At 61.7% G+C, this 20,466-nt stretch carries 18 protein-coding genes and 1 pseudogene; 12 read left to right on the forward strand and 7 right to left on the reverse strand.

From position 1 onward, the window contains the following. Positions 1 to 111: 111 nt before the first annotated feature. The 4 genes from CAER_RS0100805 to CAER_RS0100820 all read right to left on the reverse strand — a co-directional run bounded on the left by CAER_RS0100805 (position 112) and on the right by CAER_RS0100820 (position 3,956). A complete protein-coding gene (locus CAER_RS0100805; protein WP_027233629.1) occupies positions 112 to 1,605 on the reverse strand; it encodes a pyridoxal phosphate-dependent decarboxylase family protein in 1,494 nt (497 codons plus the stop codon). 393 nt (positions 1,606 to 1,998) lie between these two features. Next, a complete protein-coding gene (locus tag CAER_RS0100810; protein WP_027233630.1) occupies positions 1,999 to 2,898 on the reverse strand; it encodes an IS3 family transposase in 900 nt (299 codons plus the stop codon). Continuing rightward, the gene (locus CAER_RS0100815; protein ID WP_024096632.1) at positions 2,895 to 3,191 is read right to left on the reverse strand and encodes a transposase; all 297 of its coding nucleotides are present in this window, start codon (positions 3,189 to 3,191) and stop codon (positions 2,895 to 2,897) included. Before CAER_RS0100815 ends, CAER_RS0100810 begins: the two co-directional genes overlap by 4 nt. Positions 3,192 to 3,371: 180 nt before the next feature. Continuing rightward, complete coding sequence (locus CAER_RS0100820; protein WP_154667605.1) at positions 3,372 to 3,956, reverse strand: hypothetical protein; 585 nt, start codon at positions 3,954 to 3,956, stop codon at positions 3,372 to 3,374. Between the two features lie 220 nt (positions 3,957 to 4,176). Between CAER_RS0100820 and CAER_RS0100825 the strand changes: the two genes are divergently transcribed. Then, the gene (locus CAER_RS0100825; protein WP_027233632.1) at positions 4,177 to 4,809 is read left to right on the forward strand and encodes a tyrosine-type recombinase/integrase; all 633 of its coding nucleotides are present in this window, start codon (positions 4,177 to 4,179) and stop codon (positions 4,807 to 4,809) included. A 207-nt stretch (positions 4,810 to 5,016) separates the two neighbouring features. After that, positions 5,017 to 6,057 carry an IS110 family RNA-guided transposase gene (locus CAER_RS0100830; protein WP_027233633.1) on the forward strand — a complete coding sequence of 347 codons (1,041 nt, stop codon included), beginning with the start codon at positions 5,017 to 5,019 and terminating at the stop codon, positions 6,055 to 6,057. A 455-nt stretch (positions 6,058 to 6,512) separates the two neighbouring features. On the opposite strand, the gene CAER_RS30735 is transcribed toward CAER_RS0100830, so the two are convergent. Both CAER_RS30735 and CAER_RS0100845 read right to left on the reverse strand, forming a co-directional pair. Continuing rightward, positions 6,513 to 6,656, reverse strand: a complete 144-nt coding sequence (locus CAER_RS30735; protein ID WP_209320171.1) for an NAD(P)-binding domain-containing protein — start codon at positions 6,654 to 6,656, stop codon at positions 6,513 to 6,515. Between the two features lie 3 nt (positions 6,657 to 6,659). Then, the gene (locus CAER_RS0100845) at positions 6,660 to 7,697 is read right to left on the reverse strand and encodes a zinc-dependent alcohol dehydrogenase family protein (RefSeq protein WP_027233635.1); all 1,038 of its coding nucleotides are present in this window, start codon (positions 7,695 to 7,697) and stop codon (positions 6,660 to 6,662) included. A 141-nt stretch (positions 7,698 to 7,838) separates the two neighbouring features. Between CAER_RS0100845 and CAER_RS0100850 the strand changes: the two genes are divergently transcribed. From CAER_RS0100850 to CAER_RS27095, 10 genes and pseudogenes are all read left to right on the forward strand, one after another. After that, positions 7,839 to 8,318: an Lrp/AsnC family transcriptional regulator gene (locus tag CAER_RS0100850; protein WP_027233636.1), complete on the forward strand. Its 480-nt coding sequence runs from the start codon at positions 7,839 to 7,841 to the stop codon at positions 8,316 to 8,318. A gap of 583 nt (positions 8,319 to 8,901) precedes the next feature. After that, positions 8,902 to 9,338: pseudogene (locus CAER_RS29465) on the forward strand (IS66 family transposase); the annotation flags it as partial. Positions 9,339 to 9,414: 76 nt separating this feature from the next. After that, on the forward strand, positions 9,415 to 9,612 hold the full coding sequence (locus CAER_RS0100865) for a hypothetical protein (protein WP_027233639.1): 198 nt from the start codon (positions 9,415 to 9,417) through the stop codon (positions 9,610 to 9,612). 93 nt (positions 9,613 to 9,705) lie between these two features. Beyond that, positions 9,706 to 10,503: a helix-turn-helix domain-containing protein gene (locus CAER_RS0100870; RefSeq protein ID WP_245597305.1), complete on the forward strand. Its 798-nt coding sequence runs from the start codon at positions 9,706 to 9,708 to the stop codon at positions 10,501 to 10,503. Positions 10,504 to 10,618: 115 nt separating this feature from the next. Then, positions 10,619 to 13,603, forward strand: a complete 2,985-nt coding sequence (locus CAER_RS0100875) for a xanthine dehydrogenase family protein molybdopterin-binding subunit (RefSeq protein WP_027233641.1) — start codon at positions 10,619 to 10,621, stop codon at positions 13,601 to 13,603. After that, a complete protein-coding gene (locus CAER_RS0100880) occupies positions 13,600 to 14,427 on the forward strand; it encodes an FAD binding domain-containing protein (RefSeq protein ID WP_027233642.1) in 828 nt (275 codons plus the stop codon). Before CAER_RS0100875 ends, CAER_RS0100880 begins: the two co-directional genes overlap by 4 nt. Further along, positions 14,415 to 14,921, forward strand: coding sequence for a (2Fe-2S)-binding protein (locus CAER_RS0100885; RefSeq protein ID WP_027233643.1), 507 nt, complete (start codon positions 14,415 to 14,417; stop codon positions 14,919 to 14,921). Before CAER_RS0100880 ends, CAER_RS0100885 begins: the two co-directional genes overlap by 13 nt. Next, positions 14,914 to 16,443, forward strand: coding sequence for an AMP-binding protein (locus tag CAER_RS0100890; RefSeq protein ID WP_027233644.1), 1,530 nt, complete (start codon positions 14,914 to 14,916; stop codon positions 16,441 to 16,443). The genes CAER_RS0100885 and CAER_RS0100890 overlap by 8 nt, the downstream gene beginning before the upstream one ends. 35 nt (positions 16,444 to 16,478) lie before the next feature. Next, positions 16,479 to 17,285 (forward strand): enoyl-CoA hydratase/isomerase family protein, encoded by an 807-nt coding sequence (locus CAER_RS0100895; protein WP_027233645.1) that lies wholly within the window; start codon positions 16,479 to 16,481, stop codon positions 17,283 to 17,285. 36 nt (positions 17,286 to 17,321) lie between these two features. Next, positions 17,322 to 18,581 (forward strand): benzoate/H(+) symporter BenE family transporter, encoded by a 1,260-nt coding sequence (locus tag CAER_RS27095; RefSeq protein ID WP_036796634.1) that lies wholly within the window; start codon positions 17,322 to 17,324, stop codon positions 18,579 to 18,581. A gap of 471 nt (positions 18,582 to 19,052) precedes the next feature. Here the strand turns inward: CAER_RS27095 and CAER_RS0100905 are convergent, their stop codons facing one another. After that, positions 19,053 to 20,399 carry a phospholipase D family protein gene (locus tag CAER_RS0100905; RefSeq protein ID WP_036796635.1) on the reverse strand — a complete coding sequence of 449 codons (1,347 nt, stop codon included), beginning with the start codon at positions 20,397 to 20,399 and terminating at the stop codon, positions 19,053 to 19,055. Positions 20,400 to 20,466 lie beyond the last annotated feature (67 nt).

The following is a 20,466-nucleotide window of genomic DNA, read 5'->3' on the forward strand; positions in this document are numbered from 1 at the left end:
CATAATACTCGAAGCCGCAGCCCATACTACCGAATGCTGCGTTTGGTCCGAACGGCAGCGGTGTTCGTCAGACCTACAGCATGTCCAGCCTGATCAATCGGCTGGTTGCGTTCACTTTTGCCGTGCAGCATCGTTTCTATCGCAGTTCGTCAAAATGGAACCGATCCGTGATACTTCCTCAATAAGCAGGTCGAGGTCCTCGCGCCTTGTGCGATGGTTGCAAATTGCCGCACGAAGACAGTGATGTCCGGCAACATAGGTGTCGGAAACCGCGGCGATGCCGGTTTCCTGCATCCGCAGCATGATCTCCGTGTTCAATTCACGCAGCTCGGCCTCTTGCATTCTTCCGGGAGAGTACCGGAAACAGACGATGTTGATTTCCGTTGGCGCCATCAGTTGCAGATCTGGCGCGCGCTCGATCAAGCCACTGAGATAGCGGGCCTGCGCAATGTTTTGATCTATTAGCCGGCCAAACTTCTCTACGCCATGCTCCTTAAGCGTCAGCCATATTTTCAACGCCCGAAACGCACGGGAGGTTTGGAGATTGTAATCATGCAGATACTCGGTCGCCGCGATACCGCGCGGTTTTTCCTCAAGATACTCTGGATGCACGGCAAACGTATTCCGATGCGTGGTTGCGTCCCGGACCAGCGCACAACCGGCTTCAAAGGGCACGTGCAGCCATTTGTGCGGATCGAGAGCCATTGAATCGGCCACTTCCAGCCCTTTGACCAATTGCCGGTTCTCCGGCGCGATTGCGGCCAGCGCGCCGATACAGCCGTCCACGTGGAACCAAAGTTCCTCAGCTTTGCAAAGGGCGCTGATCGCCGACAGGTCATCAATGGCACCGGTATTCACCGTGCCAGCGGTCGCAATAACGCAGGCAGGACGGTGGCCCGCCTCCCGGTCCTCGGCGATCATCTGCTTCAGAACACTTACATCCATCCGGTAATCCGACCCTGTGGGCACCCGCCGTAAGGCCTTGTTGCCCAGTCCCAAGAGCTCAACCGCCTTTTGATGGCAGCTGTGTACTTGATCGGAGCCATAAAAACGCAGCTGTTGCGGGATAGCAGCCACCCCTTCGGCCCGAACGTCGACGCTCGCCAATGCGTTGCGCGCGGCAGTCAGCCCGATGATATTGGCCATGGAGCCACCGCTGACCAAAGTCCCCCCTGCGTTTTGAGGAAAGCCCATCATCTGTTTCAGCCAGTCCACGACCTGGCGGTCCATCAAGGCTGCGGCGTTGTTACCGCCGCCAAGATTGGAACCATCAATGGCCGCAATGAACTCAGCCAACGCGCCGCTGAAACTGCCCGCCCCCATGTACCACATCCAAAACCGCGGATGAATGTTGCCCATCGGATAGGGCATCAGCAACTCCTGAAGGTCCCGATAAACTTCGGAAATCGGGTGCGGTTGGTTTGGCAGCGGTGCCGCAAACGCTTCCCTTACGTGAGTGGGCATATCTTTCCAGACCGGACGGTCCCGCACCTCCCGAATATGCGCAATAGCATCGTCAATGACCTGATGTGCTAGCCCTTGCAGCTCCTCCCAGTCGCGCGGGTCCAGTGTTTCTTCGGTCGAATCCTGACGTTGAATATCCATCGCTGCCCCTCCACAGTCGCTAACCAATTTTTTTGTCATCAGTCACAAATCCTTGGAGCCAGGATAGCACAATTGCGCGTTATGAGTGCTAGCGGCCAAAATGGCAGTTCAGAAACATTGCAGTCGTTCAGCCCATAGGAGTGAGTGGCGGTTTTGTCCCGCTCGTTTCCAGTTCGCCGAGGGTAATGCGAATGGCCGCGATCTCCGGCAACGGGCGTTCGTGTTTCGAGCGGCGAAAGTTCCAGGAGAGCCCAAGGCGGTCATCGTGATTTCGTGCTGCGCGCGCATGCAGTGTGAAAATTGCCGCAACAGCATAAATCTCTACGCTGCCGCGCGGCGGGAATAGCAGTCATTGGAGTTCGTCCCGATTTCCGGACAGTTTAATTATTGACCCTATGCCGCGCTTTTCCAAGTCATGGTTTCGTATGCTTGCGCGGGGGTTTGGTAGCCGATGGCGGAATGACGTCGCTGGCGATTGTAGAAGACCTCAATGTATTCGAAGATCGCCGCCTTTGCCTGGGCGCGCGTTTTGAAGCGCTCCCGATGAACCAGTTCCTTTTTCAGTGATGCGAAGAAACTTTCCATTGGAGCGTTGTCCAGGCATTCGCCGGTTCGGCTCATGGATTGCTTGATGCCTGCCGCCCCGAGCGATTTGCGGTATTCTCCGCCTGCGTATTGCACGCCGCGGTCCGAATGATGAATGAGCCCTGGAACCGGTCCACGGCGCCCCAGGGCCATGTTCAGGGCATCACAGCACAGTTCGGATCGCAGATGATCGTCCATTGCCCAACCGACAATCTCGCGCGTGGCCATGTCCTTGAGGGCGGCAACGTAGAGCCATCCTTCGTCCGTATCGACGTAAGTAATGTCAGCGAGCCAAACTCGGTTTGGAACGGTACAACCGAACTTTTGCTCCAACAAATTTGGCGACGATTTCAAAGAGTGATTGCTGTCAGTCGTGCGCGGCTTCCGGCGCTTGTGCAGGCACGGTGAGACATTGTTTTCCCGCATTATTCTGGCCACGCGCCGCTCCGAGACTTCCTCGCCATCGGCTTTCAGATCCTGGTGGACCCGCTTTGACCCATACCGTTTTTTGCTTTGAGAAAACGCCACTTTGATCTTTGGCAGCAACTCGGCGTCCCGGTCGGCACGCCGCTTTTGCCGCTGATCTCGGGCCGGTTGCGACTGAACAAAGCTGTAAAGCCAGCTGCGCGCAATGCCAACAAGGCGACAGAGCTGAGCGATCGGGTAAACAGTCTTGTGGGCAGCGACGAAAGCACGTTTCGCGTTCATGTCTTCGCTGCCCTTGAGGCAAAAAAAGCGGAAGCTTTCTCGAGGATCTCATTTTCCAGCTTCAAGCGTTTGTTTTCCTTCCGCAGACGATCCAGTTCCGCCGCATCTGCCTGTTGCCTGCGCAGTGCCGCCATCGATCCTGCCGCTTCGATCTCCAAGCGCCAGGTCTTCAACTGGGAACTCGTCACACCCAACTCCCTGGCCACGCCGGTTTGTGTGGCACCAGGCTTATAAAGCCGACCAACAGCTGCGGCTTTGAATTCATCTGTGAACGTTCGTCTCGATTGTCCCATTCCATGCTCCTCTCCTGGACAGGGGTACTTTACCCCGGTGTCCGGGAACCGGAACGAAGTTCACATTCATGCCACCCGCAGCGGAAACGGTAGGCCAACGATCAAGTCGCGGACGAAGCCGACTTTCACGGTGGACAACTCAATGTCCGCTCTGAGAGGTTTCGATACCTTGGATCTTGACTAACTGATGAAAACCACCACCAAGCTAATCAGAAACAGGATTCCCCAAAGCGTAATGTCTCCTACAGTGGTAAAAAACGGAATTCGCGGGTTTTGAAGAATAGACCTGAACACCTTGAGGGCTTTTACTTTTTTCACTTCTTCAATGCGCCTAGTATCGCCAAATCTCTCCAATCCAAGCGCCTGGATTGCTTCTCCGTTTTCACCCGAGTAAATCTCGGCTTCTATCACTTTTAAATAACCCCTGCAGCGACGTAGCCACATTAAGCTCCGGCTCTGTTGATAGAAAATAGCCAATATTATCAGAGGCACTACGGACAAGCCCATGGTTGACGGACTCTCGATCTCAGCTCTGAAGAACACCCAAACATACAGCGCTGACAACGCAGCAATCGCAAACTGTTGCGTCTTGGTCCTATCGCTTTCAATCCGATTAATACGTGCATGACACGCGCGATATTCTTCCACTAAGAAGCTGAATTTTTGCTCAGATAAAGACACCATAACCTCCTGCCAATAATGAACTAGAGTTACACAATTCAATTGAAGGTCAAGCGCGTAGATAGACATACGAATGCCAGTCATTTGGCGCTACCGAGACCTTGGAACTCTTGTCAAAGAAGCTGGAAGTGGCCATTTGCCCGACCTGCAGCATCCGTCAGAGTGGGCTCAGACCAGCCCAATGCATCCGCAGCGTGTCCCAAAGAACAGGCGACCTGACAACGGCCATTCAATCTGCCTGTAAAATCCAGGTGTCAGCGCGGTGCTGATTTCTGGGCTTGGCGGGAGGATTGGAGGGAGCACTATGCAAAGAGTCCAACTTCCCGCTGTCACCCCGAAACGAAGAGCCTGGAACAAGGGCCGGATCATCGGTCAGAAACGACCACTGTTGCCGAAACAGGTCTGGGCGATCCGAGCGCGGCTCGAACTGGCGGGCAACCTGCGCGATCTTGCGCTGTTCAACGTGTCAATTAATAGCAAGCTTCGCGGATGCGATCTGGTGAAACTGGCTGTAACCGACCTGGTGAGGGATGATCGCGTTCGCGAAAAAGTGTCCGTGATCCAGAGCAAAACCAAGCGGCCCGTTCAGTTCGAACTCTCTGAAAACACGCGGGGTACCATTGCCGCATGGATCAAGTCGCCGGAATTGATCGGCTGCCGCTTCATGTTTCCCAGCCGGTTTCACGACCGCCCGCATATCTCAACGCGCCAATATGGCCGGCTTGTGCGGGATTGGGTGGCGGCGATCGGGCTGGAGCCCAATGGATACGGCACCCATTCGCTGCGCCGGACCAAAGCAGCGGAGATATATCGCAAAACCGGAAATCTCAGAGCGGTTCAGCTTCTGCTCGGACATACCAAGGTTGACAGCACAGTCAGATATCTTGGCGTCGAACTTGAAGATGCGCTGAGCATCGCCGAGCAGATCGACATTTGAACCACCTTGGCGGGCGGCTCTTGCCGTTCGCCAATCCTGAGCGGACCTGCGTTCGCGACGCAGCGGCGGGGCGGATCGAGCCCACAGTGGGCAATGACAGCTAGGCCAAGAGAACGACATGGTGTGTTTGCGGCGGCCGCTCTCCCAGGGCGAACGAGGTCCGATAAGATCGGCCTCAGCAAAAACCAGCCGTGAAGGAGAACGACCATGTTGCATTATGTTGGTCTGGACGTGTCCGTCAAATCCGTGTCGATCTGTGTTGTCGATGAAGATGGCGAGGTGCTGGCGCGCGGCGAAACCAGTTCGGATCCGGACGAGATTGCATCGTTTATTTTCGAACATTCCGCCAAGCCCGAGCGGGTGGTGCATGAGAGTGGCATCCTGGCCATCTGGCTCACCCGCGAGCTGGAGAAACGCGGCCTTCCGATCATCTGCATTGATGCCCGCCTGGCGCACAAGGCGCTGTCTGGGCGGATCAACAAGTCCGATACCGGTGATGCCGAAGGGCTGGCGCATCTGGCCCGCACCGGCTGGTTCAGCCGGGTTCACATCAGAAGCGAGGCGTCGGAGCGGGTTCGCGTGCTCATTGGCGCACGGGAGCGCCTGATCAGGATGCGCAAGGACCTTGAAGCGCATGTTCGAGGCGTGCTGAAGGTTTTCGGGGTCTGCATGGGTTCAGTAGGCCGTGCAAACCTGCGGCAGGGCTTCCGCGACCAACTCGCCGGGGCAGGCCAGACCGACCCGGCGCTCGGCGTGATGGCTGACATGTTCATTCCGATCCACAGAACCCTGTGCGCGGCCGCGGAAGCGATGGATGAAGATCTCAGGCTCATCGCACGCGAAAGCGGCCTTGCCCGCCGCCTCATGACCGTCCCGGGGGTTGGGCCTGTCGTCGCGCTGTCCTTTATCGCTACCCTCGACAATGCGGAGCGTTTCCGGAGATCGAGGGACGTCGGCGCCTTTCTCGGCCTCACGCCGCGGCGGCACCAATCCGGAGACATGGACTGGTCCGGCCGGATATCAAAATGCGGAGATCGTGATCTGCGAAGACTGCTCTACTCCGCGGCCACCACCTTAATCACCCAGGTCAGAAAGCCATCACAGCTGCGCGCTTGGGCCAAGAGGCTGCAAGATCGGAAGGGCTTCAAGAAAGCCGCAGTGGCGGCATCCCGAAAGCTCGCTGTCGTCATGATGTGCATCTGGCGCGACCAGACAGTCTTTGAACCGGGAAAGGAACTTATCACCTGACAACCAACTGAGATCCCGCCCACAAGAGACAGGGCGGGTTCAGCGTCCTTCGGGACGGCGGCGGATCAAGCCAGTCAAAAGCGGCTGAAGGAGCGTGACGCTCACTTCGCGAATGACATTCTGGCTGGTCAGCTCCCGGACGCCATCAGGAAGCGGAAACACCGACTTCGTAGAGAACCAGGACCCCGAACGGCAATAGAACCCGCACTTGACGATCCCGCAAACAGAGAGCAGCTTTGGGTCGGTTGGGCGCTTCTGGCATGGCCGGTTGCGCCGACTTTGCAAATGGAGCTATCTGCGCTTCGCTTACCTTGAAGCGGGGCGCAGCATAGTCCTGGTCGGCCGAGCGGATCTGAAGGTCCGCCCTCGGGAAGGTTGACCAGATATTTCGCGCACGCAGCAGCGCCTTCGCTGCGCTCTGCATGAATGTCGTGATTGGGCTGGGCTTGAGCCGATCACGGTTGGCCTAGGACAAGCTGGCGCCGGTCTCTCGTCGCTGCACCACCGCAAGGCGGCAGTGAGCCCATGCCTTGGGCGATCAGCCCGCCGAGGATGGCGGAGGCCATGTTGCCGCCGCCGATGAATGCGATGGTCTCCATGGCTCAGAACCGGGTGATGACGGTGGCGCCGACCGACTGGAACCTGTCCATCTCCATCAGGGCCTGCGGGGCCTCCGCAAGGCTGATCTGCTGCCCCACCAGCCGCGCCGGATCGAGCCGCCCGCTCGCCACCATGTCCAGCATCGCGCCGTAGCGATGCGCCTGCATCCCGTGCGAACCGAGAAGTTCGATTTCCTGCCCCACGATCTTCGGCATCGGGACCGCGGGGGCTGCGTGCTCACCCAGCATCAGCCCCACCTGCACGTGCTTGCCGCGCGGCCGCAGGCACATGATCGAGTTCGTCATGGTCACGGGGTGCCCCAGCGCGTCGAGCGAGACATGCGCGCCGCCCTTTGTGGTCTCCCGGATGGCGGCGGACACGTCGGCGTCCTTGCCGTCGATGACCGCCACGGCGCCAAGCTCCTTTGCCATTGTCAGCTTGGCCGGGTCGAGGTCCACGCCGATCACGTTTGCCCCCGCTGCTGCCGCGATCATCACCGCCGAAAGGCCCACGCCACCGCAGCCATGCACCGCGACCCACTGGCCTGCGCTGACCTTGCCCTGGTCGATGACCGCCCGGAACGAGGTGGCAAAGCGGCAGCCAAGGCTGGCGGCGGTCGCGAAGTCCATCGTCTCAGGCAGCGCGACGAGGTTCAGGTCCGCCTGGTGGATCGGCACGTATTCCGCAAAGGAGCCCCAGTGGGTAAAGCCCGGCTGTTCCTGGTCCAGACAGACCTGCTGGTTACCAGAGTGACATTCCGAACAGCTGCCACAGCCGCAGATGAAGGGCACGGTGACCTTGTCGCCGACCTTCCAGTTCTTGACTTCCTTGCCGACGGCCTCGACCACTCCGGCCAGCTCGTGCCCTGGCACATGCGGCAGGTCGATGTTGCTGTCATGCCCCATCCAGCCGTGCCAGTCGCTGCGGCAGACTCCGGTCGCGGCCACCTTGAGCACCACGCCATGCGGCTCTGGCGTTGGATCGTCTACGGTCGTGAGCTTGGGGGGTTCCTGGAAGTTTTCGAAAAGGACGGCTTTCATGGCAGGGACTTTCAGATTGGGGTGATTTAGAGGACAGATTACCGCCCGGCACGTGAAATACCTTTGCCATTCTCCTTCACTGGGGCGATATTTGGGGTAGTATCCCCTATGCGTGACCGGGAACGAGGAAGAATCCGCCCCATGCCCGAGATTGACGGCGTCAACGCCGAGCTTCTGACACTGCTGCAAGACGACGGCCGAATGACCAATGCCAAGCTCGCCGAACGCATTGGGATGAGCGAAACCCCCTGCTGGCGGAGGCTGAAACGTCTCGAGGAAAGCGGCATCATCGAAGGCTACCAAGCCAATCTGAATCGCCGGAAGCTGGGCCTCGGCGTCATGGCCTTCGTCCAGCTGCGCTGCTCCGAGCACGACCAAGTGGCCACCGCCGAGTTTCAGCGTATCGTGCAAACGACGCCGAACATCCTTGCCTGCCACAACACCACTGGAGCGGACGATTTCCTGCTGATCGTGGTGGCGAAGGATCTCGACGACTACAGCGCCTTCGTCGACAGCACGCTACGACGGCTGCCCGGGGTGACCAGCATCCGCTCCAACCTGTCGCTGAAGGAGATGAAGGCGTCGAGCAAGTTGCCGGTAACGTCAGTTGCCGGCAATTGAGCAGCCTGCTGGTCAGTCGGAACCAGAGAGCCTGTTTGGCGAACTTGGCGCTTTCGGCCCAAAGCTGCCATCCAAACACCTCCACCGATGCTTCCGCGCTGTCCGTCAGACCGGACTTTCGCTGCGATCGCGAAAACGGGTGAGAAGCGAAGGCGCAAGTTGCGGACCAAGTCACCATTACACTTCCCTGCTCATTTGGCAGCTCGTGGGCCGAATGGGCTTTCGTAGCATTTTGCAGCACATCCACGTTAATGAAAATGGGTTCTTGGTCTTTCCCGTCAACAAGGCCATCAATCCTAAATTGGACCAAGAGTGGGCCTGCTGGATACAAGCCGCCGGTTTCACCTTGCATCCGCTCTCTTGGTCCAATTTAGGCTTTCTGGCGCATTCAAGAAAAACTCTGGCCGAACAGTTCCGGCAAAACTCTTCATCGACGCAGTATCATCGGGTCATGTCGAGCGCTCCGTCCATCGAACTGTCCGCGATCCGTACGAGCCAGCCCGCCGCCGTTCTGGCGCTGCTGCAGGCGAACAGCGCGCTGAAGGACGCCAACCGGCGCCTGGAGCACCTCGTGTCCGAGTTGATCCGAGGCATGGACTCCGGCCAGCGCCTTTCCACCTGCCAGACCCGCACCCCTCGTAGCCGAGTTCGGTGACTGGCTACAGGCACAGCGACTGCGGGTCTCTGCAAAATCGCACCTGGGTGAGAAGCTGACCTATATCCACCGCCAGTGGGCCGGCTTGCAGACTTTCCTCACCGACGGCCGCGTCGAGATCGCCTCCAACGCCGTGGAAAACCTCATCCGCCCGATCGAGCTCACCCGAAAGAACGCTTCGTTTGCGGGGCACGACGATGGGGGGCGAATCTGGGCCCGCATCGCCTCGCGGATCGCGACCGCAAAGATCAACGGCGTCGAGCCCTCCGCCTACCTGACGGGGACGTTGGAGGCCATCGCGGCCGACCATCCTGCCGGGCAAGATCGGCGATCTCCTGCCTTGGAACTTCAACCCGTCAAGCTGATACCCGGTGGGGCGGAGACACCGCATACCGTGTGATTGAACGGAAATAGCTTCTTTGTTGCCGAAGGGGCTTCAGCATGGCGAAGCACATCTGCGCTTATACGGAGCGTTTCCCACACCAACGAAACATTTGTTTCGGGCCGATCGGAGAGCGGTTCGCGATGATCAAGCTCGGTATTCGGCATCCGCGGGAAACGCTTGACGTCACAGACTTATCAAGTGCCGCCGACGATGTCCTGAAACGCGGATCCGTCACGATGCCTGCAGCCGAGTGAGATTGACCCGATTATGAAAAGTGGTAAGGATTCCGGATGTCGTCTGCGCTGAGGATTGCTATCGGGACGTTCGGGAGGGTCGCTCTGCTTGATATGGACCGGCCTCTGGTTAAGCACGCCCATGCGCAATGCCACGTCCTTCTGAAGGTCGAAGGCGCCGATACCGAGTTCGACGTGGGCGGGCGCCGCGTGGCGTTGACCGATGAAAACGCGGTTCTAATCAATGCCTGGGAGCACCACAGCTACGTGCACCGCGCGGATCAACCGCCAACCATCATTCTCGCAATGTACATAGAACCAACTTGGCTTGGCGCGTTTCGCGGCAATTGGGAAGCGAGCGCCGGGCCGGACTTTTTCCCGCATCCTGGCGGTGCCATCACGCCGCAGATCCGGAGACAGGTCGGTGAGACGGCAGAGGCGATGGTGCGGGCACCCGGCGACGCCGCGACGCATGAGCGGCTGATCGGGAGGCTGATGGTCTCCATTATCGAGCGGCTGGCACCCTGGCGCGATGTACAGCCCTCCCTCCGGGTAAGGGCCAAAGCGACCCGCGCGCCCGACCGGCGGATCGCACGGGCCTTGGCCCTGCTGCGCGAGGATCCCGCAGGCATCGCCTCGATGGATTGGCTCGCCCGCGAATGCGGCCTGTCGCGTGCGCATTTCTTCCGGCTCTTCGAGGCCGATACCGGGATCTCGCCCCGGGTCTACCTGAACACCCAGCGGGTGGAGCGTGCGGTGCAGGCCGTGGCCAATGAATCGCGTAGTTTCTCGGCCATCTCCGACGACCTGGGTTTCTCTGTCCCCGCGCATTTTTCGCGGTTCTTCCACGACCATGCCGGCTCCTCGCCCAGCGTATTCCGCGATGTCTCGGCCCTGCGCGATACCGCCTGACCCCGCTTTTTGAGACTCCTCGGTAAGGTCCGAGACCTGGCGGGATCGCGAGGCCGGCAGACCCGCGCCTAACGTCCTCTCCTAAGGGCTTGCCCATGCCAAGCCGGGAGGAGACATGAAAGATACCGTTACAGAGAAGCTGCTGGGCCAGTCCGCCCTGCGGGTCGAGGACCCGGCGCTGCTGTCGGGGCGCGGGCGCTATATCGACGACTTGCCGGTTGCCGCAGGCACCCTGGCGCTGGCCTTTGTCCGCTCGCCCCACGGCCATGCGGCGATCCGGTCTGTCGATACTGCCGAGGCCGCGCGGGCGACGGGCGTAGTTGCGGTGATCACCGGAGAAGATGTCGCGGCGCGTACCCGGTCCATGACCGTCGGCGTAAAGGCTGATGTCGAATGCTGGCCCATGGCAGTGGACCGCGTCCGTTATGTGGGCGAGCCGGTGGCCATGATCGTCGCGACCGACCGCTACCTGGCCGAGGATGCCGCCGATCTCGTTGTGGTCGACTACGCTCTGCTTGAAGCCGTCGTGGAGCCCGTGGCGGCGCTGGCTGCGGACGCGCCAGTGCTGCATCCCAGCCTCGGCAGCAACCTCATCAACGAACGCAGCTTCCGCTACGGCGAGCCCGAGGCGGCGTTCGACGCGGCCCCGCACCGGATCGGCATCGACGTCACCTATCCGCGCAGCGCCTGCACGCCCATCGAGACCTATGGCGTCATCGCCAGCTACGAGCCCGGCGAGGATGCCTATGACGTTACCGCGAATTTCCAAGGCCCCTTTTCGATCCACGCGGTAGTGGCCCGGTCGCTGAACGTGCCGGGCAACCGGCTGCGGCTGCGCACGCCGCCTGAGTCAGGCGGCTCCTTCGGGATCAAGCAGGGCGTCTTTCCCTACATGATCCTCGCGGGCATCGCCGCGCGCATCGCCGGCGCGCCGGTCAAGTGGATCGAGGACCGCCTGGAGCATCTGTCGGCCAGCGTCTCGGCCACCAATCGTCAGACGCGGATCGAGGCGGCGGTGACGGCGGACGGACGGATCACCGCGCTCGAATGGGACCAGATCGAGGATTGCGGCGCTCATCTGCGCGCGCCGGAGCCTGCCACGCTCTACCGGATGCACGGCAACATGACCGGTGCCTACGACATCCCGAACATGGCGATCCGCAACCGCGTTGTGCTGACCAATAAAACCCCGACGGGCCTCAATCGCGGCTTCGGCGGCCCGCAGATCTATTTCGCGCTGGAGCGTTTGATGGATACCATCGCCCGGCATCTCGGACTGGACCGGCTCGAGGTCATTCGCCGCAATCTCATCCCCGCCAAGGCCTTTCCCTACCGTACCGCCAGCGGCGCACTTTATGACTCGGGCGACTACGCCACGGCGCTGGACCGCGCGGTCGCGGAAGGCGGCCTCGCCGAGCTTTACGCCCGCCGCGACAAGGCCCGCGCCGAGGGCCGCCGCTACGGCATCGGCTTTGCCTGCGTGGTGGAACCTTCCGTGTCCAACATGGGCTACATTACCACCGTTCTGACGCCCGAAGAGCGCGCTAAGGCTGGGCCGAAAAACGGCGCGCAGGCCACGGCAACCATCTCAATCGACCCTCTGGGCTCGGTCACGGTTAAGGTCGCCTCGGTTCCGCAGGGTCAGGGCCACAGGACAGTGCTGGCGCAGGTCGTGGCCGACAAGTTCGGCCTGCCGCTGGAAGCGGTGCGCGTTCTGGCCGATGTGGACACGATGCGCGATGCCTGGTCCATCGCCTCGGGCAATTACGCCTCGCGCTTTGCCCCCGCCGTCGCCGGTGCGACCGAAATCGCGGCGGCGCGTTTGCGCGACAAGCTGGCAAAGGTCGCGGCCACGCAGCTGAACATATCCGCAAGCGATGTGCTCTTCGAGGCGGGCCGTATCCGTTCTGCAGGCAATTCCGACAACAGCCTGTCCTTCGCACGGGTGGCCGCCACAGCGCATTGGTCGCCGGGCACGCTGCCCGATGACGTGGACCAGACCATGCGCGAGACCGTCTACTGGACCCCGCCCGAGCTGGAGGCGCCGACGGCGGAGGACGGGGTGAATTCCTCCCTCTGTCACGGATTCATCTTCGATTTCTGCGGGATCGAGATCGACCCCGAGACCGCTGAGCCGCGGATCGACCGCTACGTGACCATGCATGATTGCGGGCGAATCCTGCATCCCGCCATGGTCGACGGCCAGGTGCGGGGAGGCTTTGCCCAGGCGGTCGGCGCGGCGATCCTCGAGGAATATTCCTACGGTGCGGACGGCTCATTCCAATCAGGCACGCTGGCCGATTACCTCTTGCCCACAGTGATGGAGGTCCCCGAACCGGTGATCCTGCATCACGAGACCCCGTCGCCCTTCACACCGCTCGGGGCCAAGGGCGTGGGAGAAGGCAATTGCATGTCCACGCCCGTGTGCATCGTCAACGCCGTGGCCGATGCGCTCGCACCCGAGGGCGATGCACCCGAGATCGTACTGCCGGTGACTGCGGCCAAGCTCGCCCCCCTGATTTTCGGCGACGAGCCCGCACCGAAAGAGCCCGTGTCCGAGACGAAAACCGAGGACACGGCAGGTGGGCGCAAGCTTACCGGCGAAGGCCGCGCCGTGGTGCAGGCCAGCCGCGAGGATGTCTGGCGGATGCTGCTCGACCCCGCGACGCTCGACGCGATCATCCCCGGCTCGCACGGCGTACAGAAGGTTGGCGAGACACGCTTCAAGGCGGATGTGACGCTGGGCGTCGGACCAGTCCGGGGCCGCTACAAGGCCGATATCGAATTGTCGGACCTCAATCCGCCCAACGCTGTGACCCTGTCAGGCCAGGCCGTCGGCGCGCTTGGTACCGGTGGCGGACATGGCCGCATCACCCTGACCGACACCGACGACGGCACCGAGATTGCCTACCGCTACGAGGCCCAGATCGGCGGCAAGGTCGCCTCGGTCGGCGGGCGGCTTCTGGACGGCGCGGCTAAGGTCGTGATCGGCGAGTTCTTCCGCGCCCTGGCCCGCCATTGCGGCGGCGGCTCGTCGAGCGGCCCCATAGTCCGCCTGAGAGGTCTTCTCAATCGCATCATAAAGGGAGGCCGGTCATGAAGCCCGCCACGTTCGATTTTGTCGCTGCCACCGAGTTGGGTGAGGCGCTGGAGGCGCTGCACCAGGGCGGCACCGAGGCCCGCGTCATAGCCGGCGGCCAGTCCCTGGTCCCCATGCTGAACATGCGCCTCGCGCGGCCCGCAACGCTTGTCGACATCACCCGCATCCCGGAGCTGTCGCGGATCGAGGCTAAGGGCGACCGGGTCATCATCGGGGCCGCCGTGCGCCAAACCGCGTTGGAGCGTTGGCCGGATCTGGCGGATCGCCTGCCCCTGCTGCACGCGGCACTGCCCTGGGTTGCGCATACGCAGCTGCGCAATCGCGGCACGGTCTGCGGCTCCATCGCCCATGCCGATCCCAGCGCGGAACTGCCGCTGTGCCTGATCGCGCTCGGCGGCACCGTGACCCTGCGCCGCCGCCGCAAGACGCGGGAGGTCGCGGCGTGTGATTTCTTCAAGGGCATGATGTCCACCGACCTCGCCCCTGGCGAGATGATCGCCTCGGTGGCTTTCCCGGTCCGCAAGGCGGGCACCGGATATGCCTTTCGCGAGGTGGCGCGCCGACATGGCGATTTCGCCATCGTCGCCTGTGCCGCGATCGCCCGGCCGGATGGCTCCGCCACGCTTGCTGTGGGCGGCGTCGCCGACACGCCGCGCACGCTCGATCTGCCGGCAGATGCGAAGGGGTTCGACGATCAGCTGAACGAATTCGCCTGGCATCTGCAGGCCCGCAGCGACCTGCACGCCACCGCCCGCTACCGCCGCGACCTGGTGCGCCAGCTCGGGCGCGCAACGCTGAAGGAGGCCCTGTCATGCCGCGACTGACCAAAGACGACACGCACCCGGTGCGCTTCACCCTGAACGGCCGGCCCGTATCTGTCCGGGTGTCCCCGCGTACGCTTCTGACGGATGCCCTGCGCCACGAGATCGGCGCGACGGGCACCCATGTGGGATGCGAGCACGGTGTCTGCGGGGCCTGCACGGTGCAGGTGGACGGCGAGCCCGCCCGCGCGTGCCTGATGCTGGCCCAGCAGGCCGAGGGCTGCGCGATCCGTACGGTCGAGGGGCTGGGGAAGAGCGATGCGCTGACTCCGCTGCAAGAGGCCTTCCGCGAACATTTCGCGCTGCAATGCGGCTTCTGCACGGCGGGCATCCTGATGACGCTCGACGCGCTGTTTTCGCGCCAACCGGACGCGGAGGAAGACACGATCCGCGAAGCGCTCTCGGGCCACCTGTGCCGCTGCACCGGCTATGCGCCCATCGTGCAGGCGGCGTTGGCCGCCCGTAACCGCATCAAGGGAGGACCAATCGATGCTTGACCTCGGAACCAGCTTTATCGCGTCCGTGGAACGCGACCCCGGCGCGATGGCAATCGCCGAAGGAGACCGGACGATCACCTATGCCGACTGGTACGGCCGAATCAGCGCGCTTGTCGATGCACTCGGCCAGATCGGGCTTGGCAAGGGCGACACGCTGGTCACGGCGATGCAGAACCGGTGGGAAAATGCCTCGCTGCATTGGGCGTGCCAGATCGCCGGGATCGTCATCACGCCCGTGAACTGGCGCGTCACCGCCGACGAGCTGGACTATGCGCTGCGCGACAGTGCGGCCCGCGTTCTGGTGCATGACGATGCCGCGTCCGAGGCGGTGGCCGGATCGGCACTTGCGCCGGGCCTCAACGTGCTGCCGCTCGGCGGCGATCAGGGCCTTGCCGCGATGCTGGCAGGCCGTGCCGCCGATGCGGTGCCGCAGGCCGGCGCCGACGATCTGTCGGTCATGCTTTACACATCCGGCACGACCTCGAAGCCCAAGGGCGTGCCGCGCCGCCACCGGGCAGAACGGGCCGCGGCCATCGCCCATGTGGCGCAGAACATGTACGGCCATGGCGAACGCACGCTGGGCGTCATGCCGCTCTATCACACCATGGGGATCCGGTCGCTCCTGTCGGCCAGCGTGATCGGCGGTGCCTTCGTCTGCCTGCCGCGGTTCGACGTGCCCGGCGCGCTTGCCGCGATCGAGCAGCATGCCGTAAGCAACCTCTATCTCGTGCCGACGCTCTATCACGACATCGTCCACCACACAGGATTCACGCCGGACCGGGTCGCCAGCGTGCGAAAGCTGGGCTTTGCCGGGGCGTCCATGACCGACGGTCTGTTGCAGAAACTGGCGGAGGCCTTCCAGCCCGAGCATTTCGTGAACCATTACGGCTCTTCCGAGATCTACACGTTCTCCATCTGCCAGGACGCGGCGGCCAAACCCGGATCGGCGGGCCGCGCCGCGATCAACCAGCGCCTGCGAGTGGTGCCGCTGGGCAGCAGGGATGTCAGCCAGACCTGCGCACCCGGCGAAGAAGGCGAAATCGTCGCCTCCATGCAGGGTGATGAAGCCTTCGAGGGCTACTGGAACCGCCCTGAAGCGGACAGAAAGGCCATTCACGACGGCTGGTACTTCACCGGCGATTGCGGGCACTTCGACGAAGACGGCGATCTGTTCGTCACCGGCCGGGCCGATGACATGATCATCACCGGCGGCGAGAACGTCTCGCCTGTCGAGGTCGAAAGCTGCCTGTCGCTGCATCCCGCCGTGGCCGAGGTCGCCGTGGTCGGCCTGCCCGACGCTCGCTGGGGCAAGGTCGTGACCGCCTTCGTCAAGCGCGGCGGCGATGTCACCGAGGCCGACCTCGACGCCCATTGCCGCGGCTCGGAGCTGTCCAATTTCCGCCGCCCGCGCCGCTACGTCTTCGTGCGCGAAATCCCGAAATCCCCGGTCGGAAAACTCCTCCGACGCCTGCTTGTCGCGGGCGAATACGAGGTCGAACCGGCCGAGACCACCACTGCGTAAGTCCAGAGAAAGAAACCCAGATGAAAGATACTCCGATGACCGAAACCATGACCTTCACCGATCCGCGCCTCTCCGAACTCGACGGCTTCCACGTTCGGCTCGATGCCGAGAACGAGCGCGCCGACATCATCCTCGCGCGGCCGCCCTACAACGTGATCTCGATGGGTGCCCGCGATCAGCTCCGCCTCGTCTTCGAGGCACTTGATGAAGATGACCGCGTGCGCATCATCGTCGTATGCGCCGAGGGCGAGCATTTCTCCTCGGGCGGCAATATCAAGGGCTTCCTCGAGGCCAGCCCCGAGCATGTCTCGCACCTCGCCTGGAACGTGGCGGCACCCGCGCGCTGCTCCAAGCCGGTGATCGCCGCAAATCGCGGCTACACCTTCGGGGTCGGCTTCGAGCTGTCGCTGGCCTGCGATTTCCGCATCGTGTCCGAGACCTGCCTCTATGCGCTGCCCGAACAGAAGCTGGGACAGATACCCGGATCGGGTGGCTCCGCACGGTTGCAGAAAATCGTCGGCGTGACGCGCACGAAAGACATCGTCATGCGCTCAAAGCGAATCAAGGGCCAGCAGGCGCTGGACTGGGGCATCGCCACCGAATGCGTGCCCGATGGTGATCTCGAACAGGCGGTGTCCGAACTTGTGAACGAACTCCGTGAATTTTCACCCATGGCGCAACGCACCGCGAAGAAGCTGTTGAATGACACCGATGACGCTCTTCTCAGCACCGCGATCGAGATGGAAGGGCTGAACTACAGCCGCCTGCGTCAATCGGAGGATTTCCGCGAGGGCGTCGAGGCCTTTCACGCAAAGCGCAAGCCAGCGTTCACCGGCCGCTGAGACGGCCACGCAACCAACATCAAGGGAGGAACCGAAATGGAACGGACGGAAAAGACAAACTGGATCGAGAAGGGCCCGGGCTTCGGCGCGGGCCTGTCGGGCCTGCGCATGGCGCTTGGCATCAAAACAGCGAGCGCGGGACTGGTCGCGGCCATCTTCGGTTGCTCGGGGCCTGCTCTGATCGTGATCGGCGCCGCCAATAATGGCGGACTGACCGAGGGTCAAACCGTGGCCTGGCTTCTGGCGATCTACGGCCTTGGCGGGCTGATCAGCCTAATCATGGCGCTTTACTACAAGCTGCCGGTGACGGGGGCCTACTCCATTCCTGGCGCTGCACTCGTAGCCGGCGCGTTGGGCACCTTTCCGTTCGAACAGGCGGTCGGTGCCTTCTTATTGGCGGGCGCAATGGTCTTCGTGCTGGGGGTCACCGGTCTTATCGGCAAAGTGATGCGATGGCTTCCGATGCCCATCGTGATGGCGATGATCGCGGGGGCGCTCATCCGCTTCGGAATCGGCGCTGTCACCTCAATCGAGAAACTGCCCATCGTGGTCGGTGCGGCGACCATCGCCTTTTTCCTGTCGTTGCGGTTCCTGCGGGCCGTCCCGCCGGTGTTGACGGCGCTGGTCGTCGGCCTCATGGCCGTGACCCTGACCGGAGGCTTCCAGGGGGGCGAGGCGGCAATCAGCTTTGTCGAGCCGGAATTCACCGCACCCGTCTTCACGGTCGACGCGTTCTTGGCCATCGCCGTGCCGCTGGCCGTGCTCGTGATTGGGGCCGAGAACGCCCAGGCGATAGGGGTTCTCTACGCCGAGGGCTACCGTCCGCCGATCAACGCTATGACCGTGATCTCGGGCATCGGCGGCATGCTGGCCGGTTTCATCGGCGGGCATAACGCCAATATCGCGGGGCCCATGACGGCGATCTGCTCCTCCGATCAGGCGGGCGAGAAACCCGAAGGGCGCTATGCGGCTACGGTGCTTAACGGCGTGCTCTTCGCCGCTTTCGGGATCTTCGCCGGGGTTGCGGTGCCGCTGATCATGGCGCTGCCTGGACCCCTGATCGGCGCGGTAGCGGGTCTGGCGATGATCACCGTCCTGCTGAGCGCATTCCAGTCCGCCTTCGACCGGAATGCAGGCCACCAGATCGGTGCCTTCGTCGCCCTGATCGTCGCGATGTCGAACGTGTCGTTCCTGAGCATCAGCGCGCCCTTCTGGGCCTTGGTCGCGGGCGCTGCGGTAACTGTTCTGAACGAGCGGGTGGTCAGCTCCCAATCCATGGCCAACTCGGCGTCCTAAAGGACAGTGCCAAGTCGCGCCAGCAATCAAATGGGGGGCGTCAGTCAGAGCACTGGGGCCCCCTTGAAAGTTAAATTTGTCGCCGCTGCGATCCCGTTGACCTGGCGGGACGTCGAAAAACGCTGAGTTTCGGTCATTGCGCTGGCGTTTCGGGAATTCGGTATGGTGGCGTGTCTCGCCTGCTCGCAATTATTTGTCACCCGTCTTCTATGCATGACCGTGGACCAAATTTGATGGGGCGGCTCAGGGTAGTTCACAAGACTTGTCAAAGAGAGCCGAGGGACTTTGCCGTTGCACTCACCAAGTTCACAGACTGGCTTGAAATTCTCCCAGAGTTTCTCGATGTTTTTGCACTCGCAATGAACAGCCGCTTGCCACCCTCTTTCCTGAGGTTCCTGAGGTTCCTGAGGTTCCTGAGGGGTTTCGCAGCGTCAGCGCAAATCGAGAACTCGTTGCTAATGGCAGGATACGTCACCCAACGTGGACTGTTACGTCATATCCCAGAGACTTTAGAGATTTCGAAGTCCGCCCGTTCCGGGGGGGGAAGCGATCAGGCAGTGCCCACCCGACGAGTTCGCCCAATGCGCTTACCCCAAGGCCTTCGATTTTCCATTTCGGATCATGAAAGGCGGTCCAGAGGCGCTCCGGCAACTGTGCCTCCGGGCCACTATAGAGGATGAACTTTAAGAGCTGCTTCACGTCGTTGCCACCAGCGGACTTGTCGCTCCAAATCCGCTTCGAGAGCGCGTCGACCTTTTCTGCTATCGTGTACCTCGTCCCGTCCTCACGAAGACCGACAGCCTTATTGGCGACGCGTCGCGCATAGTCTTTGATGGAATGTATACCCATGCAGAGTTCGCGGAAGGCCTCATATTCCATATCCTCGATGGCCTCGGCAGTGAGCGCCTCCCGCAGCATGGGCGCGGTGGAATTCAACATAACGTCTTCTTCGGACGGGGCCTTGGGCAAGTTGCGCCACCACTTGATGGCGTCAGCGAGCGCAGCATCAGGGTTCCTCTGGTTTTGCTCGAAATGGTCGGTGTAGAGAGCTCTGCGTCCGTCGAAGGTACGCTGATAGTAGTGCGCGTGGAGGAACTGGTCGCCCTGAGCGCCTGCAGGGGCATCGCCGTCAATCCAAGAGGGCCTGTTCTCAGGCTTGCTCACCAAGTTTCCGATATCGCGGAGCTGTTGCAGCGTAGAGTGCCATTCCTCAAGGAATGCCTCCCGGCGGCGGTCAGCGGCTTTTTTCTTCCCGGTCTGCACGAGCCCAGACCACTGGTTGAAACTCGGGCTGTCCCAGAACTCTTCGGACGGTGGCTCCGAACGCGCAATCTGCGTTGCGCGCTTCTGCATGACTTCGAGCAACTCGTCTGTCAGCGGCGTCGAGTTCCGATCGAGCACGTCGAAAAGTTCCAGGATATCTTCGGCCATTTGATCCGTGATCTCGGCTTCGGGAAAGAAGCAGCCGGCCTCGACGTTCTTATACCAAGCGCTCGCAGTGAGGTTCGCGGAGCCGATGTAGAGGCCGTACTCGCGCCACCAGATTACCTTCGCATGGTGATGCTGAACGAGGCGGCATTGGAAACGGGCCGACTTGCGGGCGAGGAACGCGGACAGGATGGAAGGTTTGACCGGGACGCCTTCGTCGAGGCGACCAAAATACTTGAGTGGAATGCCGTTGTTCCAACACCAGTCGAACAGAAGGTTCATATCTGTCGCGTATGCGACCGCTGCCAGAACCTCTTGTGTCTCAGCAGCCGCGTTCAGTGTGATGTTCGTCAGATAGTCCCCGTTAATGCCGCCCATTATAAGTTGCATATAGACCTCAAATCAGAAATTATTTTGTTTTGTCCAGCCAATAGCGGTTCTCTGTTTGCGGGATCGT

It is taken from the genome of Leisingera caerulea DSM 24564 (assembly GCF_000473325.1).
GTDB classification, from domain to species: domain Bacteria; phylum Pseudomonadota; class Alphaproteobacteria; order Rhodobacterales; family Rhodobacteraceae; genus Leisingera; species Leisingera caerulea.

Excerpts from the sequence above, each read along its gene's own strand:
- CAER_RS0100805 (WP_027233629.1), bottom strand. The coding sequence starts at position 1,605 with ATGGATATTCAACGTCAGGATTCGACCGAAGAAACACTGGACCCGCGC.
- CAER_RS0100810 (WP_027233630.1), bottom strand. The coding sequence starts at position 2,898 with ATGAACGCGAAACGTGCTTTCGTCGCTGCCCACAAGACTGTTTACCCG.
- CAER_RS0100815 (WP_024096632.1), bottom strand. The coding sequence starts at position 3,191 with ATGGGACAATCGAGACGAACGTTCACAGATGAATTCAAAGCCGCAGCT.
- CAER_RS0100820 (WP_154667605.1), bottom strand. The coding sequence starts at position 3,956 with ATGACTGGCATTCGTATGTCTATCTACGCGCTTGACCTTCAATTGAAT.
- CAER_RS0100825 (WP_027233632.1), top strand. The coding sequence starts at position 4,177 with ATGCAAAGAGTCCAACTTCCCGCTGTCACCCCGAAACGAAGAGCCTGG.
- CAER_RS0100830 (WP_027233633.1), top strand. The coding sequence starts at position 5,017 with ATGTTGCATTATGTTGGTCTGGACGTGTCCGTCAAATCCGTGTCGATC.
- CAER_RS30735 (WP_209320171.1), bottom strand. The coding sequence starts at position 6,656 with ATGGAGACCATCGCATTCATCGGCGGCGGCAACATGGCCTCCGCCATC.
- CAER_RS0100845 (WP_027233635.1), bottom strand. The coding sequence starts at position 7,697 with ATGAAAGCCGTCCTTTTCGAAAACTTCCAGGAACCCCCCAAGCTCACG.
- CAER_RS0100850 (WP_027233636.1), top strand. The coding sequence starts at position 7,839 with ATGCCCGAGATTGACGGCGTCAACGCCGAGCTTCTGACACTGCTGCAA.
- CAER_RS0100865 (WP_027233639.1), top strand. The coding sequence starts at position 9,415 with ATGGCGAAGCACATCTGCGCTTATACGGAGCGTTTCCCACACCAACGA.
- CAER_RS0100870 (WP_245597305.1), top strand. The coding sequence starts at position 9,706 with ATGGACCGGCCTCTGGTTAAGCACGCCCATGCGCAATGCCACGTCCTT.
- CAER_RS0100875 (WP_027233641.1), top strand. The coding sequence starts at position 10,619 with ATGAAAGATACCGTTACAGAGAAGCTGCTGGGCCAGTCCGCCCTGCGG.
- CAER_RS0100880 (WP_027233642.1), top strand. The coding sequence starts at position 13,600 with ATGAAGCCCGCCACGTTCGATTTTGTCGCTGCCACCGAGTTGGGTGAG.
- CAER_RS0100885 (WP_027233643.1), top strand. The coding sequence starts at position 14,415 with ATGCCGCGACTGACCAAAGACGACACGCACCCGGTGCGCTTCACCCTG.
- CAER_RS0100890 (WP_027233644.1), top strand. The coding sequence starts at position 14,914 with ATGCTTGACCTCGGAACCAGCTTTATCGCGTCCGTGGAACGCGACCCC.
- CAER_RS0100895 (WP_027233645.1), top strand. The coding sequence starts at position 16,479 with ATGACCGAAACCATGACCTTCACCGATCCGCGCCTCTCCGAACTCGAC.
- CAER_RS27095 (WP_036796634.1), top strand. The coding sequence starts at position 17,322 with ATGGAACGGACGGAAAAGACAAACTGGATCGAGAAGGGCCCGGGCTTC.
- CAER_RS0100905 (WP_036796635.1), bottom strand. The coding sequence starts at position 20,399 with ATGCAACTTATAATGGGCGGCATTAACGGGGACTATCTGACGAACATC.